A 12549-nucleotide genomic window follows, 5' to 3' on the forward strand; every position below is an offset into this window, starting at 1 on the left:
GGGGGTCCTTATAAGCCAGCGGGGAGGACATTCTCCCATGTGATGGTCACGCTGCGGTCGCCTAAGGTTGTTTTGCCGGCGGGGACGGGGTCGTAATCCGTCAGGCAGCCATTGGTGAAGGTGTAACGCCGCCCTAACCCGTGTAGGAGGAGCTCGCCATTGAGTTCATATACCGTGCGGGCCTGACGTGAGGCCGTGGCGATGGCATCAAAAACCAGCAAGGAGTTGGAGCCTGCTGAGAAGGTGAGTACCATGGGATAAAGGGAAGGGATGTAGCCTTTATTCATCTTGCCATCGAGGGAGAGTGTTGTGGCGGCGAGTTTTACTTTCTGCCCACTGCTCCATGAATTTTCGGTGGCCCAGTTCTCCAATGTGATGGGGGTGTTGAACAGAGTTTTGACCGTGAGGGTGAATACGGCATCTGCTGCTGTAATGAGTGCGTTGCCTGACATGATTATTGGACCTCAATAGACGCAAGGTTGATGGATTGAACGGATTGGCCATCCGTGTACCAGAAGCGGCAGGGCGGGCTTTTGCGAGCCACGCGAATATCTGCCGGGGAGGTAGAGGCGTTAGGTTGGAAGTACCAGCCGCGTGTCTGCACTGTGTCGCTGATGGTTGTGCCTGCTGCGAGGTCGATTTGCTGTTTTTGCAGGGATGTAAGCTGGATGCCGGGGCGGATGGCCCCAAAGCGCAGGGCTTGGTTGATGGTATCCTGCACGCTCGCGGAGATGAGCCCGTCCCCTGTGACGTTATAGGGGATTTGGCCCACATTAAGCAGGAGATTTACAAGGTCGGATTGGAAGGAGGCGTTAAGCCAAATCTGGTTGATGTAGCTATCAGCCCAGAGGAACGCGCCAGAGACATGGCCATCCTCTAGCCATTGGAAGCGTCCTAGGCCGTTAGCGTAAGCCCCGTAGAAGTTATAGCCATTAGCACGCAATGTGGAAGCGGTTACGGCATCTGTTACGGTAGGGGCAAGCAATCCGCTGCGGCGGAAGCATAGATTGGTGCGTCCAGATGTTGCGCTGAAATCCAAAGATGCCATCCAGCCTAGGCAGAAAGCACATGCTAAGGGGTCTTGGTAGAGCAGGGTTGTGCCGTCAATATTCTGGTTTTGTAACCATGTGCCGAAGCTGGTGCTATTCTGGCTGTTGAGGGCTTGTGCATCTGTATCAAAAGGGACGTACCAGTAGCGGTCTGCTTGGCTTGCGGTCCAGTTCGCGAAGGCCTGCTTCTGGGTTAATGTGGGTTCCCATGTGGTGGTAAAGCCAGCGAAGTTTTGCGTTTGGCTGGTGATGAGGTCCATCAAGTCGGCTGGGCTGGCTTGGTGGGCGGCATCAGCCATGTAGATGAGCAAGGTAGAGGGGCTTTGGGTGGCGTCCTCAAAGCCGCTGAAATAGACGGACGCCATGCGGGCTTCAAGGCTTGTGGCGGGGAAGTCTTTTGTGACGTCTTCCAAAGAGGTGTAGGTTTTGAGCTGCCCAGCGGTGAGGGTGGATGTGTCGCCCGGTGTGGTGATGAATAACCCGTTGATGAAGGGGACGCCGCTAGCGGCTCCAATCGTGCCGGGGTTGATGGTGACAATTTGGGAAAGGGGGATGGTGCTTGTAAGGGATGCCATGAGATGGGGTCCTTAATGTTAGGGGGGAGAGAGGAAGCGTTAGGAAATGGGGGAGAGAGGCTGAGATGGCAGATCGACCTCCCGTATGGAGGACATGGAGAGTGCCAAGGCAGTTTCAGCAGAGCGGCAGAGGCGGGTTTGTATGATAAGGAGGAGCGTTAATATGGCTGAATCCTCGTATTGTTGCTCTGCGGTGATAAAGCTGTGCTGCATAATGGACCCTGTGTTGAGGGGGGCCATGTCGTCTCGTTTTTGTTGGAACCAACTGACCGCGGCAGGATCGCGCCAGAGGGTGCTGATGGTCCCGAGGGTTGTGATGGCATCATCACCATAGGCAGTAAGCTGAATGGTGAGTTCTACCGGTTGGGTGATGGTGGTTGTGGTAGGATCATAAACATGCCGATTGGTTGCGAGAGGGCGGCGTGTGATGGTCTGCATGACCATAAAACGTTGCGCTGGAGGGGCGAGGCGGTTTTGCTGCCCCTGAATGAGAGCCCAATCTGCTGGGAGGGCGACTTCTGTAAGCCAATCTCCCACCATGTGCATGATGGTGCTTTCTGTTGGGATTAGTTGGGTTGTGACCTCTGTGGGGTCTGGCGTGTGACTATCAGGCGGCACCATTCATTGGGTCCCCATTGTTCGAGTATTTTTGTGATGAGCCATTCGGAGCCTTCAAAAATGAGGCTGTCTCCCCCGCTTTGGAGCGGGCGGCTGAGGGTATGAGCGTTACCGCGTAGATAAACTGTGCGGTTTTCGCTTTGTTGGGCGATATTGCCGATGAGCTGTAGGGCATTGCTAGGGGCTGGTTGGATGTCGATCATGACGGGGATATCCTCATAAAGAGGAGTGGTGCTGTAATCGGCAGCGTGTTTTGTCCCGGTCATGCGGCGGAGTTTGGCGGGTTGGAGTGGGTTGAGGGCTGCGGTTACGTCCGCGGTGAGGGAGAAGAGATTCATAGGAGAGGCCTGTTGAGGGTTACTCTTGAGTGAGTTGCGAGCGGAGGCTGCTGCGAAGGAGGCCCGTATCGATGAGTGGTTTTTGTGGTTGGGGGCGATGATGTTGTGTTTTGTGTGAGATTGTAGTGGGTTTGAGTGGTGGGGTTGTGATGTGGTCTATTGTGGTTTGAATATCCGTGACGATGGTTTGGCCAAGGGTTGTGAGGGCCTTTTGGGGGGATGTGTCGGGATTTTGGAGTAGCTGGCGGGCTTGTTGTGCCCAGGCGGTTTGGCGGTTGGCAATTGTAGAGCGGAGGAAGGGACGAGTGGGAATGGTGGTGGTGCCATATTCTTGCACGCTTGCGATTTGGGCTAAGGGGGTGCCGTCTGGATAGTGGTCTTGTGGGAAATAGCCGACCGAAACGTTTGTTTTTGTGGCGGATTGGGTGAGTTTTAGGAGCAAAGAATGGGCTTTTTGGCCCCCTTTAAGGGCAGACGGCATAATGTGGAGGTCCTGTATATTATATGAGGGGGACGGGCTGTTTTGATTGACGAAAGGGGAGCACTCCGCCACTTTAAGGCTGTATAAGTGACCGGGCTATTGGGTATATCGTGGCTTGGTAGATGTAAGGAGGTAGGTGTCTATGTATGGTGCTGTGACAGGCAAGGTTGTGTTGTTTGCGGTGGTGGTGATTTTGTGTTTGCTCTCTTTAACACGGACCATCTTTTTAATGGTACGTTCTGGCGGGGAGGGAGAGGGCCTTACGGTACGCATGATTGTGCGGTTGTTAGTGCCCTTTATTTTGATTTATGCGGTTTGGTGGCTGCTTTGGGGTTAAGGCCACAGGCGAGGGGGATGGGTTCGCCCCGGTAGGAAGCGCATTTGCCGCAATGGTGCGGTAGCCTGCCAGAACATAAGACCATATTGTGTTTGGTTGAACCATCCTGCTTGTTTGGGGAGGGCACTGCCATCAAAGCTGATGGATACGGATCCGCGTGTGGCGGAGGCGATGCGCCCAACAGGTGGGGTGGTAGGAGAGGATGCGTTAGCATCATACGCTTTGTTATTGGCAAAAAGCTGTGCCTGATGAGCTACGAGCAGCCAGAGGAGTGTTCGCCGTTGTGTGAGGCTCTGAATAGGGGAGCGGGCCGTGTTATTGAGGATAAGCTCGGCAAGGTGAAAGAAGCTCTCGGCTTGTGGGGCGGTGATGGTTTCGGAAAAGGAAGGGTACGCCGCTAACCAATCCGTATAGGAAAAGGGAACAATGCCGGGGGATGTCATCGGTGGTTCTGGGGTCATGCGGGTGTCCTTACAAGGAAATGAGCCGAGAGGCTGCCTTCCCCTCATAAAGACGGGAAGGCAGAATATAGGGAGGTTTATGCAGCAGAGTGCAGTGGGGTGACGCCCTCAACCAAGGATGTATGTTCGGCTCCTTCAAGGCCGGTACGTTCTTTGGCGAGTTCGTTCATGGCGTTATCAGCGCGGGCGGCTGTGGTTTCGGCAAAAACGAGTTTCTGGGTGACGAGGCTGGAGGTTTTGTTTTGTTCTAGCCATGCTTTCCAAAAATCTGTGGGGACATTGGTGCGACCAGCGCGGCCAAGGAGCCGGTTTTCCAACGGATGGTAGTGTGGGTCTTGCCGGATGCCGTTGAGTGTGATGGATGCACGGGCCTGTGGAGGGGCCATAATAGGGGCACTAGCCTGAGCGCGTTCGCTCAGGCTAGGCAGGTCGTGCAGCTCGAGCCGGATGCCGGATGGGAGGCGGCAGAGAACGGTGACATGATCGGCCATAGGTTAGATTCCTGTCATGGTGACGCAGGCGACGGGGTAGAACCAGATGGTCCCCCAGCTGCCTTGCGATTTCTTTTGGCGGATGTAGGAGCTGTAGCGTTCTACCGTGTGAGCGCGGAGTTTCTCGGTGAAGGCGGTAGTGACGCTCTCTTGCCCATCAACTTCGCGTAGGAAGAGTTGCAGCTGCGTGACCTTTGTCTGACCGCCCGAAAGTGTGCTTCCGGCTTCTGGCAGGGTTTCGATCTTCAAGTTCGGTAGGTTTTCGCGCAGTAAATCGCGGAGGGATGTGCGGTATTGGTTGCTATAAAGCAAGCATTGCTGACGCTCTGTCGGGATGACGAGTGTCAATGGGCTTTCTAACGTGACATTGCCGCCCATCTGCTCGGAGAGCTGCTGGAAGGCTTTGAGGATGTCGTTATAGACCTGCACCGGGTCGGTCATGCTCAGCCAGTCATTGCTGCCTGTGGCAGTGCCGGAAGGGCCGATTTTGGGGCTAGGTTGGATGGCCGGTGGTAGGGCGGTGTCATTGAGGGCACCGCGCAGCTGTAGGCCTTCCATACCGAATAGGCTGATGCGGTTGCTTGTTTTATTAAGGACAGAGATGGAGGCCTCATTCTTACGGGAGACCCAGTCTAGTCGGGCAGCCCCCATGCGTTCTGCTTCACGCTCACCCCATTTTGTCCATGTCTGGAAGTGGAAGGATTGACGTTGGACCCAGTTAGCGTTGGCGTCACTATCGCCGGAGCTATCATAATCGCCGTAGGAGGCTGTCTGGCCGGAGAGTTCTACGAAGGGGAATTGGGCGGTGTCTGTCAGCCAGTCGCCCTTTTGCCCCTGACCATAGATGGCTTCGGCGCGGATAGGGGTGATGATCGCTTTGATCGTGCGGGGGTCTGTATAGGTGGAGAAAATGCTCGGAATCCCTGAGTTAGGGGCCGTAGCGTTGTCGAAGGCTAAGTTATGGTCAAGGATGCCATGGACGCCGAAATCGCGTTGAAGCATGGCAGGGGAGATGGAGTAGGTCATGCGAATGCCTTAATGAGTTTTTGGGGTATAGAGATATGACAGCGCAATTAGGCCGCTACAGGGTGCATTGGGCCGGAGATGATGATGAGTTCTCCCGCTGCACCACCGCGAGAGACGACCCAGCCTGTTGGAACGGTGCCCTGTGGTGTGTTGGATGGAGAAGCGGTTTGTAAGCTGCCATCGGTTGTATTGGCGTAAACGGCTTGGCCAGCATTGGAAGCTGTTGTGGCGAGTGCCCAGAAGTCACCACCTTCTGCAAGGCTTGCGGCAAAGCCTGCGGGGAGTGTCATTGTGGCGGATTGGAGATATTGTGTCATCACGCCTTGCTGGCTGCGATAAAGGAAGCCTGCCGGTGCGGTCGTGCCGCTGTTGCTCAGGGTAATGCTGTCATCATTGCGCCATGCGAAATGAGCGATGGTGAGGCCATTATTACCCGCGACGAATCCGCCTTCTGGCGCGATGGAGGTGCGGATGGGGTTGGCACTAGCGGGGGCACCGGGGAAGCCTTGCGGCCATGTGTATGAGACTGTCTGTTGGAAATCGGACATGGAAAAGATTCCTGCTTATAGGATGGAGAGGTGATTAATAACGGCGTGGTGCGCTATAGGAGGTGGAAGCTTTATCGGCTGCGAGGGGAGCGTGAGCCGCGTTATAAGCCGGTGGAGCCATAGTGGCGAGGCGTGCATGGACAAGTGCGCGCAAGCCCGCTTGATTAACCTCTGTGAGGCTATCGGCGGCCATACCAGAGTGTTGAAGAGCGTAGCGATAAACATCCTCTGCGCTATCCATACCGTGAACATCGCCAACGAGGGGACGAACGAGGCGGCAGGCTTCTTCTGTGGCGAGGCGTAAGGCGCGGTCGGCGGCGATGGCCTTTTGAATAGCGGCGTTGAGGGCGGCTTCTTTATCTTCAGCCGGATTTTCAGCCGGTAGGTCTGTTGGTTGATGTGTTTTGATGGTTTCTGCCTCATTATGTGGCGGTGTGTTAGGAATGTCGCTCTCTATAGCGGGGGAATGTGCATCGGTTTTTGTCATGGTGGTGTGTGTCCTATTATGTGAGGGGGAAGCCGGAGAGGGAGATGAATCGTGGACGAGGACATCTGGTCCGGCTCGACCTTTTGTTACGAGAGCAATATGATTGCCTCGAATGTTAATCATGCGGCCATCATAAGGTTGGCCCCCATATGTGCCGGGTGTCATATCGGCCTCATAAGCGTAGCCGCAGGAAAGTTCTTTCTGCTCACCGGATTGGATGCGGGCGATGGCGGGGCCATCGAAAATGACCATGCCGACGGTCAGATAAGGGGCTTCAAAGAGGGCATTATCCATGGTGGCCCCAACGGTGAGTTCTCGTGGGTGGGCCTGGGCACTGGTGGGGATATGCTCCTCTAGAATAGGGAGAGAGTTAAAGCTGTCTGCTGCTTTTGCGAGTTCGTGAGGGTCACGCAGGAGGCGGTATGGCTGGTCTGGATGCAGGCCGAGTGTGTCGTAATGGGGGATTTCTCGGCCTTGATAAGTGCAGATATTAGCTTTGCTGATGGGGGTGCGCTCTACACGTAGGCGGCCATTATCATCAAAGCTGCGGACAGAGCCGCTGCGGTCATAAGCGAGGATGGTCATGGGCTCTCTTTGGAAGAAGTTGGCTCTGGCGTGGCGGAGAGGTGCTGCCAAAGGGGGTTGAAGGTGATTTCTAAAGCGGGGTCGGTCGCCCCCCAGAGATTGAGTTGAAGGAGGGTGAGTAACCGCGTGAGAACGGGGCGCATATGAGCTTCTTGAAAGGCGGCGATTTCATCATAAAAAACACGGATTTCTCCTGCTGAGGAGGCGTTTAACCCGTTGGGTGTAATGCCAAAGAGTTTGACTAAGGGGATACCGGGGATGGAGGCCATGGCCTCCATAGCTTGTGCTTGGAGGTCTGCCAGCCCGGTGAGGGGCGTGGCAATGATGGAGATGTCCTCATTTTGGTGGTCGGCTACGATGATGTCTTGGCCTTCCGATATCTTCTGCATAAAGGAGGCGCGGCCTGTGATGGAGGTTGTGGGGTCTGCTTCATCACTGGTGCCGGTGGCCATGAGGCCGCCCATGTCGGTTTTTAAAACCAGTTTGGAGAAGTTGGCGGTGATGTTGCTGATGCTGTTCCGTGTTCGTAAGAAATTATGAACATACGGACGTAGCTGTTGGGTGAGGCTCATACCGCCAAAATTGAAGGAAGGTTTAAAAAGGTCTGACACGCCGTAGGGGATCATGCTGATGAGACGGTCGCGATGGACGAGGCAGCCTTGCACCCACCAATTACGGGGGCGGTAATAATCATCTTGTAGGGGGGAGTCTGCATTATAGGCGTTGGGGGTTGTCCAAATGGGCTCGATTGTTTTTAGCCCGGCGAGTGTGCCTTTGCGGACGCCGTTGGAGGTGAGGGGGAGGGGGAGGGTTTGGCCGTATGTTGTGCGGGGTGTGTCAGCCATATTTAGCCAAATATGGCCGATGCCGTAGAGTAGGCTATCAAGGATTTGTTGGTGGAGGAGTTCGCGAATATTGAGTCGTTTCATTTCGACTTCAAGCGCGTGGAGGCGGGTTGTAGGGTCTTGGGGGATTCCGGGAGGGGGACAATCGGCAGGATTATGTGTGCTAAGGCTAATCCATTCTCGCGTAGCTTCACGGGCGATGACATCGCAAGGTTTGCGGAATTCGGCGCGTTGGGCCATTTGAGCGAGGGTTGGGTAGCCAAGAAAGCCCAAACCATCGGCCATCCAAGAGGGTTGGGAGGTGGTTTGGCCCATAGCCCAACTGGTGATGTCTGCTGTGGTGCTAGGCGCGGCATCGGAGCCAAGAGGGGTGGGGCGGTTATAACCTTCTGGCACGATACCCGGTGGTGGTTGGTAGGGCATGAAGTGTGAGGTTGTGTTGGGGGAGAGGGTGGGTGGCTCGGTGCGTCTTAGGCGTTTGAGCCATGAGACAGGCGTTTTATGAGGGGTAGTAGGGTGGCGTGGTGGAAGGGGGTCTTGCCTGTTATGAGAGGGGGTGGGCTGCTTCTTGGTAAAGAGGCGTGTTAGGGAGAAGCCGGACATGAGAAAGACCTATCTTTAACGGGGAGGACGTTGGTTTATGGGATGGTTAGATTGGAAAGCGCCGCCGCAACGCATTGCAGCACGGATGTTATGGTTGGCTGTTTGTGCTGGTGTGGTGTTGGGTGGGGCTGTGGGTGGTTTTATTTTATGGGGGATAATGGCTGGGCAGTGAGGATTAGTGTGGCTAGGCAAAACGTGAGAAGTCCGGCAGGGGGGTGTGGTTGGTAATGAGGCCGTCCAACGCGTAGCGAAGCGCATCGATATAATGGTTATTGGCGTCTTCAATATGGGGGAGGATGTCGCCGGTGAGAGGGTCAGTTTTATAGCGATAGAGGCGGAACTCCCGTGCGGTTTCTACGCAGCGTGGATGGATATGGATGGCGCGGAATGATTTGAGACGCTCTATGCCGTCTTGCACGCTGCCGGGCCATTTTTTGGCGGATGTGATACGGAAGTGATGGCGGTTTTTGAGGTAATTGATGGTTTCGGGACGGGCATTATCGGCGCGGATAGGCCAATGACGGATGGCGGGGAGTGTCTCGAAGAGGGAGGGGAGTTGGTCTAAGGGGATGTTTGTGCCGCCAGCCTCATAGTCGATATGGAGGATATCGTCATGGATGAAGCAGCGGACCAGAGCGGTGGGGTCCCGTGAGAAGCCCCAATCTACACCGAAATAGAAGCGGCAAGTTTCGGGAGCGGTGAATGATTTTATGCTGATGCGGTCGGGGAAGATGAGGGCATCATGATGCTGTTGGTAATCTCCTTCCCAAATATGGTCGTAATCTTGTGGGCGTAATGTTTGGTCGCGTTTTCGTTCCTCATTCAAAACATTTGGGAACCAAGGGTTGTCGGACCAGCGTGCGTGGATGGTGATGATGGAGGGGTCATCCTCATGGGAGGGGTTACGCATGAAGGCATCGACAGGGTCGGAAGGGTGGTTGGGGTTCCAGCTGAACCAGATTTCTGAACCGGGCTTGCGGATGGTGGGGCGGAGGAGTTTGAGGGAGTGGGCGGAGAGGGATTGGGCTTCTTCCACCCATGCGATGTCCATGCCTTCGAGTGATTTAATGGTTTCGGCGTTATGGGTTTGCATGCCTTGGAACAAGATGACGCCTCCGCCGGGGGTGATGATTTCTCTCTCTTTAATGGTGAAGTGGTGGTGTAATCCTAGCCGGTTGATTGTGTCGCAAAGTAACTGATGAACAGATGTTGCGAGGGATTTTTGGATTTCGCGAATGCAGACAGCGCGGAGGCCGGGGTGGAGTGTGGCTTGTTCGATTAATAAGCCGGCGAAGAAGTGCGATTTGCCGGAGCCGCGGCCGCCCCAGATGCCTTTATAGCGTGATGGTTTGAGCAAGGGAGCAAAGGCACGTGGGGTGGTGATGGTGAGGTGGGTCTGAGGCGGCATGAGGGTTTACCCCTTCATTAAGGTATCAGTTTTATTATCTGGAGGAGGGGTGTTGGGGTCGATAATGACGCGTTGGATAGTGTGAAGGGGGCCGCCCTCTTGGCCAGTATGTTCGACTGTTTGTCGTTCACCATAGCGTTTGGGCGCGCGCCGGGCCATAAGCCAGCGAAGTGTGTCGAACCGGAGTTTAAAGAGGTTGACGGTGGCGGTGTCGGCTTTGTCGGGCAGGGTTGCAAGATGAGAGAGGATTTTGGCCTCTAAGCTATCAGCTGAGAGGTCTCTTGCATGGCGGTAGCGGGGAAGGAGGGCTGGTTTTTTGTATAGCCAGCGATAGAAGCTGCGGAGGGTAGGGCGATGTGTGCCAGAGCAGATGTCATGCAAGGGGTGGCCGAGCATGAGGTCCTCCATCATTTCATCAAAGAGAGATTGTGAGAACGTGACGGGCTTTTTGCGCTGTGTCTTCATGTAAGGTGTCTGAGATGTGCAGAGTGGCGAATGGGCCGACCAGAGAAAAGGGGGAGGCGTTTGCTCTCTAGCGTGCTGATTTGTAGCTCCCTATGGGTGCGGAGGCGGAGCTGGGTGAGTGTTAGAGCGGAGATATAGGCGTCCTCTGCTATGACGGCATTGCGTTGTTTGAGGAAGGGGATGGCTCTAATGACAGCATTTTGTTTCAGGCCCAAAATAAGTTCATCGCGCCAGCTAAGGGGAATGTCAGCTCTATGATGGAGGTCTGGTGCTTCATAGAGGGGGCAGAGAACGAGGCGGGGGCCGTCCTCGGCTAAAACGACGCAGCGGCCGCGTTTGGTTGTGACAATGCGACCGCGTCCGAGCGGCTGCTCGGCGGTAGAGAGGGCCTGTGCCATAAGAGACATCCGTTTTTTAGAGAAGGAATATGTGGGATGAGCCGTATGAAAGGGGCTCTATCGACCAGATTCTAGGTGCCGGGTTGCGGCAATAAAAAAGCCGTATGCCTTATTGGCACACGGCTCGCGATGATGAGGTTTTTATAGGGGAAAGCGGGCGGGCTGTCAATGAGAAAATGAGGTGGTGGTGATTTTATTTAGGAGCGTAGTTCAACAGCGGTGATTTTCTGCGGTTTGTTGAGGATATGCTCGCCATGTTGGATGATTTTTTGCATGCCTTTAGGGGCGATATTATAGGTTTTGGAGAGGGTGGGAATATCTAACCCTTGGCGGTGTTGTCGGGCGATATGGACGGCTTGGCGGGCTTTGGCGCGCCGTTGTTCTAGCCAAAAATCAGCGAGCATCTCTAGCGTGGTGGCGCAGTCATCGGCGGCTTTTTTGCGGGCGCGATCGGGGTGGAGATTAGGGTAGAGTTTGGAGCCGAGTGAGGTAAAGGACCATCCCAACCCAAGTAAATTGACGAGGAGTTGATGCCGCTCGCGCCCTGCATGGCGGCGGAATGCTTTAAGGCGGCCCCACGCTTTGCCTTGTAGGGCGTTAAAGGTGAGGACATTTCCTGCGAGGGCAGGGGCTCCGCCATCTTTCATGATGTCGAGATAGCCATGCTCGGCCAACATCCAATCTTTAACCCATTGTTCTGCCTCCGAAATTACTTCAGCTTTGAGGCGTGAAGAAAGCGCGCCTAGGGTATTGGCGCGGCGGCGGCGGCGGCCAAGGGTCTCATAATCGACCTTGCGTGTGCGTTCCCGTGTGGGGGTGGTGATAAGATGGGTGGTGCGTGACAAAGGACGACTCCTCAAAAATGAATCATGATGGGGTAGAGGCGTGGGTTTTGAGAGGATGGTGTGGGTATTTTTCCTTATAAAAGATGTGTAAGCGACATCTAGCCGAGGAACAGTTTTAAAATGCGGGGAAATATCCTCGAATGTCAAGCTAAATTAGGGGAAAATCCCGTATAGACATTTTTTTGGAATTAGGGATAATTCCCGCATGTCTATTGAATCGTTATTGAATCTTCTTGATACGCTTTTGGATGAGCAGGGTCTTTCAGATAGACGGGCTTGTTTGAAGGCGCGTGAGATTAATCCTGCTGTTGGGGTGGATTTTTTGCGGGATATGCGCCGGAGAAAACATCTACCGCGGACGGATAAATTGGCGGCTTTGGCGCAAGTGCTTGGTGTGCCGGTGAGTCGTTTGGTAGCGGAAATTAGCCATAAGGGGGAAGAAGACGCAGCGCAGGCCTCTGATGGGGCGTCTGCGCCTTCTTTGCCAGTAGCGCAGATTCAAGTTTGTGGAGAGGTGCAGGCTGGAGTGTGGAAAGAGGCGCAGGAATGGCCTGTGCTGGACCGTTATGCCATTACGATCCCGCAGGATTCGGCATATCCAGGGCTAAAGCGTTATGGGTTGATGGTGAAGGGGCAGTCCATGAATCGGGTGTTTCAAGAAGGTTCGGTGGTGATTGTCATTAATTTCTCCGAATTGGGGCGTAGGCCGCGGAATGGGGATTATGTGGTGGCGATGCAGCGCTCGGATGTTTCGGATAGTTTTGAAGCAACGATTAAGGCGGTGCAGATTAAAGCGAGTGGGCAGATGGTATTATGGCCGCAAAGTACGGAGCCGGAGTTTCAGGCTCCTTTGATTCTACCGGGGCCTGAAACGACTGTGTGCCATAGTGCGGCGGAAAGCCCGAATGTAACGATTTTAGCGTTGGTAGTGGGGAGTTATATGCCTATGCCCAAGGCGTCCTTTTAAAGGCGTTATCCCATATTAGGAT

18 protein-coding genes are annotated in these 12549 nt (G+C 54.6%); 3 read left to right on the top strand and 15 right to left on the bottom strand.

Annotation, left to right across the window (positions count from 1 at the left end):
• Nucleotides 1-8 precede the first annotated feature (8 nt).
• The 5 genes from GM557_RS02030 to GM557_RS02050 are packed head-to-tail and all read right to left on the bottom strand — an operon-like array spanning nucleotide 9 to nucleotide 3061.
• Nucleotides 9-452 carry a phage tail fiber protein gene (locus GM557_RS02030; protein WP_099026314.1) on the bottom strand — a complete coding sequence of 148 codons (444 nt, stop codon included), beginning with the start codon at nucleotides 450-452 and terminating at the stop codon, nucleotides 9-11.
• A gap of 2 nt (nucleotides 453-454) precedes the next feature.
• On the bottom strand, nucleotides 455-1624 hold the full coding sequence (locus GM557_RS02035; protein WP_155572748.1) for a DUF3383 family protein: 1170 nt from the start codon (nucleotides 1622-1624) through the stop codon (nucleotides 455-457).
• Nucleotides 1625-1663: 39 nt separating this feature from the next.
• Nucleotides 1664-2245 carry an LIC_12616 family protein gene (locus tag GM557_RS02040; RefSeq protein ID WP_196424570.1) on the bottom strand — a complete coding sequence of 194 codons (582 nt, stop codon included), beginning with the start codon at nucleotides 2243-2245 and terminating at the stop codon, nucleotides 1664-1666.
• The gene (locus GM557_RS02045) at nucleotides 2191-2580 is read right to left on the bottom strand and encodes a hypothetical protein (protein WP_155572750.1); all 390 of its coding nucleotides are present in this window, start codon (nucleotides 2578-2580) and stop codon (nucleotides 2191-2193) included. The genes GM557_RS02040 and GM557_RS02045 overlap by 55 nt, the downstream gene beginning before the upstream one ends.
• A 19-nt stretch (nucleotides 2581-2599) precedes the next feature.
• Nucleotides 2600-3061 (bottom strand): hypothetical protein, encoded by a 462-nt coding sequence (locus tag GM557_RS02050; protein WP_155572751.1) that lies wholly within the window; start codon nucleotides 3059-3061, stop codon nucleotides 2600-2602.
• A 136-nt stretch (nucleotides 3062-3197) separates the two neighbouring features.
• Here GM557_RS02050 and GM557_RS02055 point away from each other — a divergent pair, with 136 nt between their 5' ends.
• A complete protein-coding gene (locus tag GM557_RS02055; protein WP_155572752.1) occupies nucleotides 3198-3398 on the top strand; it encodes a hypothetical protein in 201 nt (66 codons plus the stop codon).
• On the opposite strand, the gene GM557_RS02060 is transcribed toward GM557_RS02055, so the two are convergent.
• The 6 genes from GM557_RS02060 to GM557_RS02085 form a co-directional block, all read right to left on the bottom strand.
• Nucleotides 3395-3859 carry a DUF4054 domain-containing protein gene (locus GM557_RS02060; RefSeq protein ID WP_196424571.1) on the bottom strand — a complete coding sequence of 155 codons (465 nt, stop codon included), beginning with the start codon at nucleotides 3857-3859 and terminating at the stop codon, nucleotides 3395-3397. The genes GM557_RS02055 and GM557_RS02060 overlap by 4 nt on opposite strands.
• 77 nt (nucleotides 3860-3936) lie before the next feature.
• Nucleotides 3937-4350 (bottom strand): hypothetical protein, encoded by a 414-nt coding sequence (locus tag GM557_RS02065; protein ID WP_155572754.1) that lies wholly within the window; start codon nucleotides 4348-4350, stop codon nucleotides 3937-3939.
• 3 nt (nucleotides 4351-4353) lie between these two features.
• Entirely contained in the window at nucleotides 4354-5376 is a 1023-nt protein-coding gene (locus GM557_RS02070) for a DUF2184 domain-containing protein (RefSeq protein ID WP_155572755.1), read from the bottom strand.
• Nucleotides 5377-5423: 47 nt separating this feature from the next.
• Entirely contained in the window at nucleotides 5424-5924 is a 501-nt protein-coding gene (locus GM557_RS02075; RefSeq protein WP_155572756.1) for a hypothetical protein, read from the bottom strand.
• A gap of 34 nt (nucleotides 5925-5958) precedes the next feature.
• The gene (locus GM557_RS02080) at nucleotides 5959-6996 is read right to left on the bottom strand and encodes a DUF2213 domain-containing protein (RefSeq protein ID WP_155572757.1); all 1038 of its coding nucleotides are present in this window, start codon (nucleotides 6994-6996) and stop codon (nucleotides 5959-5961) included.
• Nucleotides 6993-8444 (bottom strand): DUF1073 domain-containing protein, encoded by a 1452-nt coding sequence (locus GM557_RS02085; protein WP_099026303.1) that lies wholly within the window; start codon nucleotides 8442-8444, stop codon nucleotides 6993-6995. The genes GM557_RS02080 and GM557_RS02085 overlap by 4 nt, the downstream gene beginning before the upstream one ends.
• A gap of 37 nt (nucleotides 8445-8481) precedes the next feature.
• Between GM557_RS02085 and GM557_RS08960 the strand changes: the two genes are divergently transcribed.
• Nucleotides 8482-8616 carry a hypothetical protein gene (locus GM557_RS08960; RefSeq protein ID WP_255446343.1) on the top strand — a complete coding sequence of 45 codons (135 nt, stop codon included), beginning with the start codon at nucleotides 8482-8484 and terminating at the stop codon, nucleotides 8614-8616.
• Nucleotides 8617-8628: 12 nt separating this feature from the next.
• Here the strand turns inward: GM557_RS08960 and GM557_RS02090 are convergent, their stop codons facing one another.
• The 4 genes from GM557_RS02090 to GM557_RS02105 all read right to left on the bottom strand — a co-directional run bounded on the left by GM557_RS02090 (nucleotide 8629) and on the right by GM557_RS02105 (nucleotide 11560).
• Entirely contained in the window at nucleotides 8629-9852 is a 1224-nt protein-coding gene (locus GM557_RS02090; RefSeq protein ID WP_155572758.1) for a PBSX family phage terminase large subunit, read from the bottom strand.
• A 6-nt stretch (nucleotides 9853-9858) separates the two neighbouring features.
• Complete coding sequence (locus GM557_RS02095; RefSeq protein WP_155572759.1) at nucleotides 9859-10317, bottom strand: hypothetical protein; 459 nt, start codon at nucleotides 10315-10317, stop codon at nucleotides 9859-9861.
• Nucleotides 10314-10715 (bottom strand): hypothetical protein, encoded by a 402-nt coding sequence (locus GM557_RS02100; RefSeq protein WP_143813602.1) that lies wholly within the window; start codon nucleotides 10713-10715, stop codon nucleotides 10314-10316. The genes GM557_RS02095 and GM557_RS02100 overlap by 4 nt, the downstream gene beginning before the upstream one ends.
• Before the next feature lie 197 nt (nucleotides 10716-10912).
• Nucleotides 10913-11560 carry a hypothetical protein gene (locus GM557_RS02105; protein ID WP_155572760.1) on the bottom strand — a complete coding sequence of 216 codons (648 nt, stop codon included), beginning with the start codon at nucleotides 11558-11560 and terminating at the stop codon, nucleotides 10913-10915.
• 205 nt (nucleotides 11561-11765) lie between these two features.
• Here GM557_RS02105 and GM557_RS02110 point away from each other — a divergent pair, with 205 nt between their 5' ends.
• Nucleotides 11766-12527: a LexA family transcriptional regulator gene (locus GM557_RS02110; RefSeq protein ID WP_155572761.1), complete on the top strand. Its 762-nt coding sequence runs from the start codon at nucleotides 11766-11768 to the stop codon at nucleotides 12525-12527.
• The last annotated feature ends 22 nt before the right edge of the window (nucleotides 12528-12549 follow it).

The sequence above is a fragment of the Bombella sp. ESL0385 genome, from assembly GCF_009725755.1.
Classification (GTDB): Bacteria; Pseudomonadota; Alphaproteobacteria; order Acetobacterales; family Acetobacteraceae; genus Bombella; species Bombella pollinis.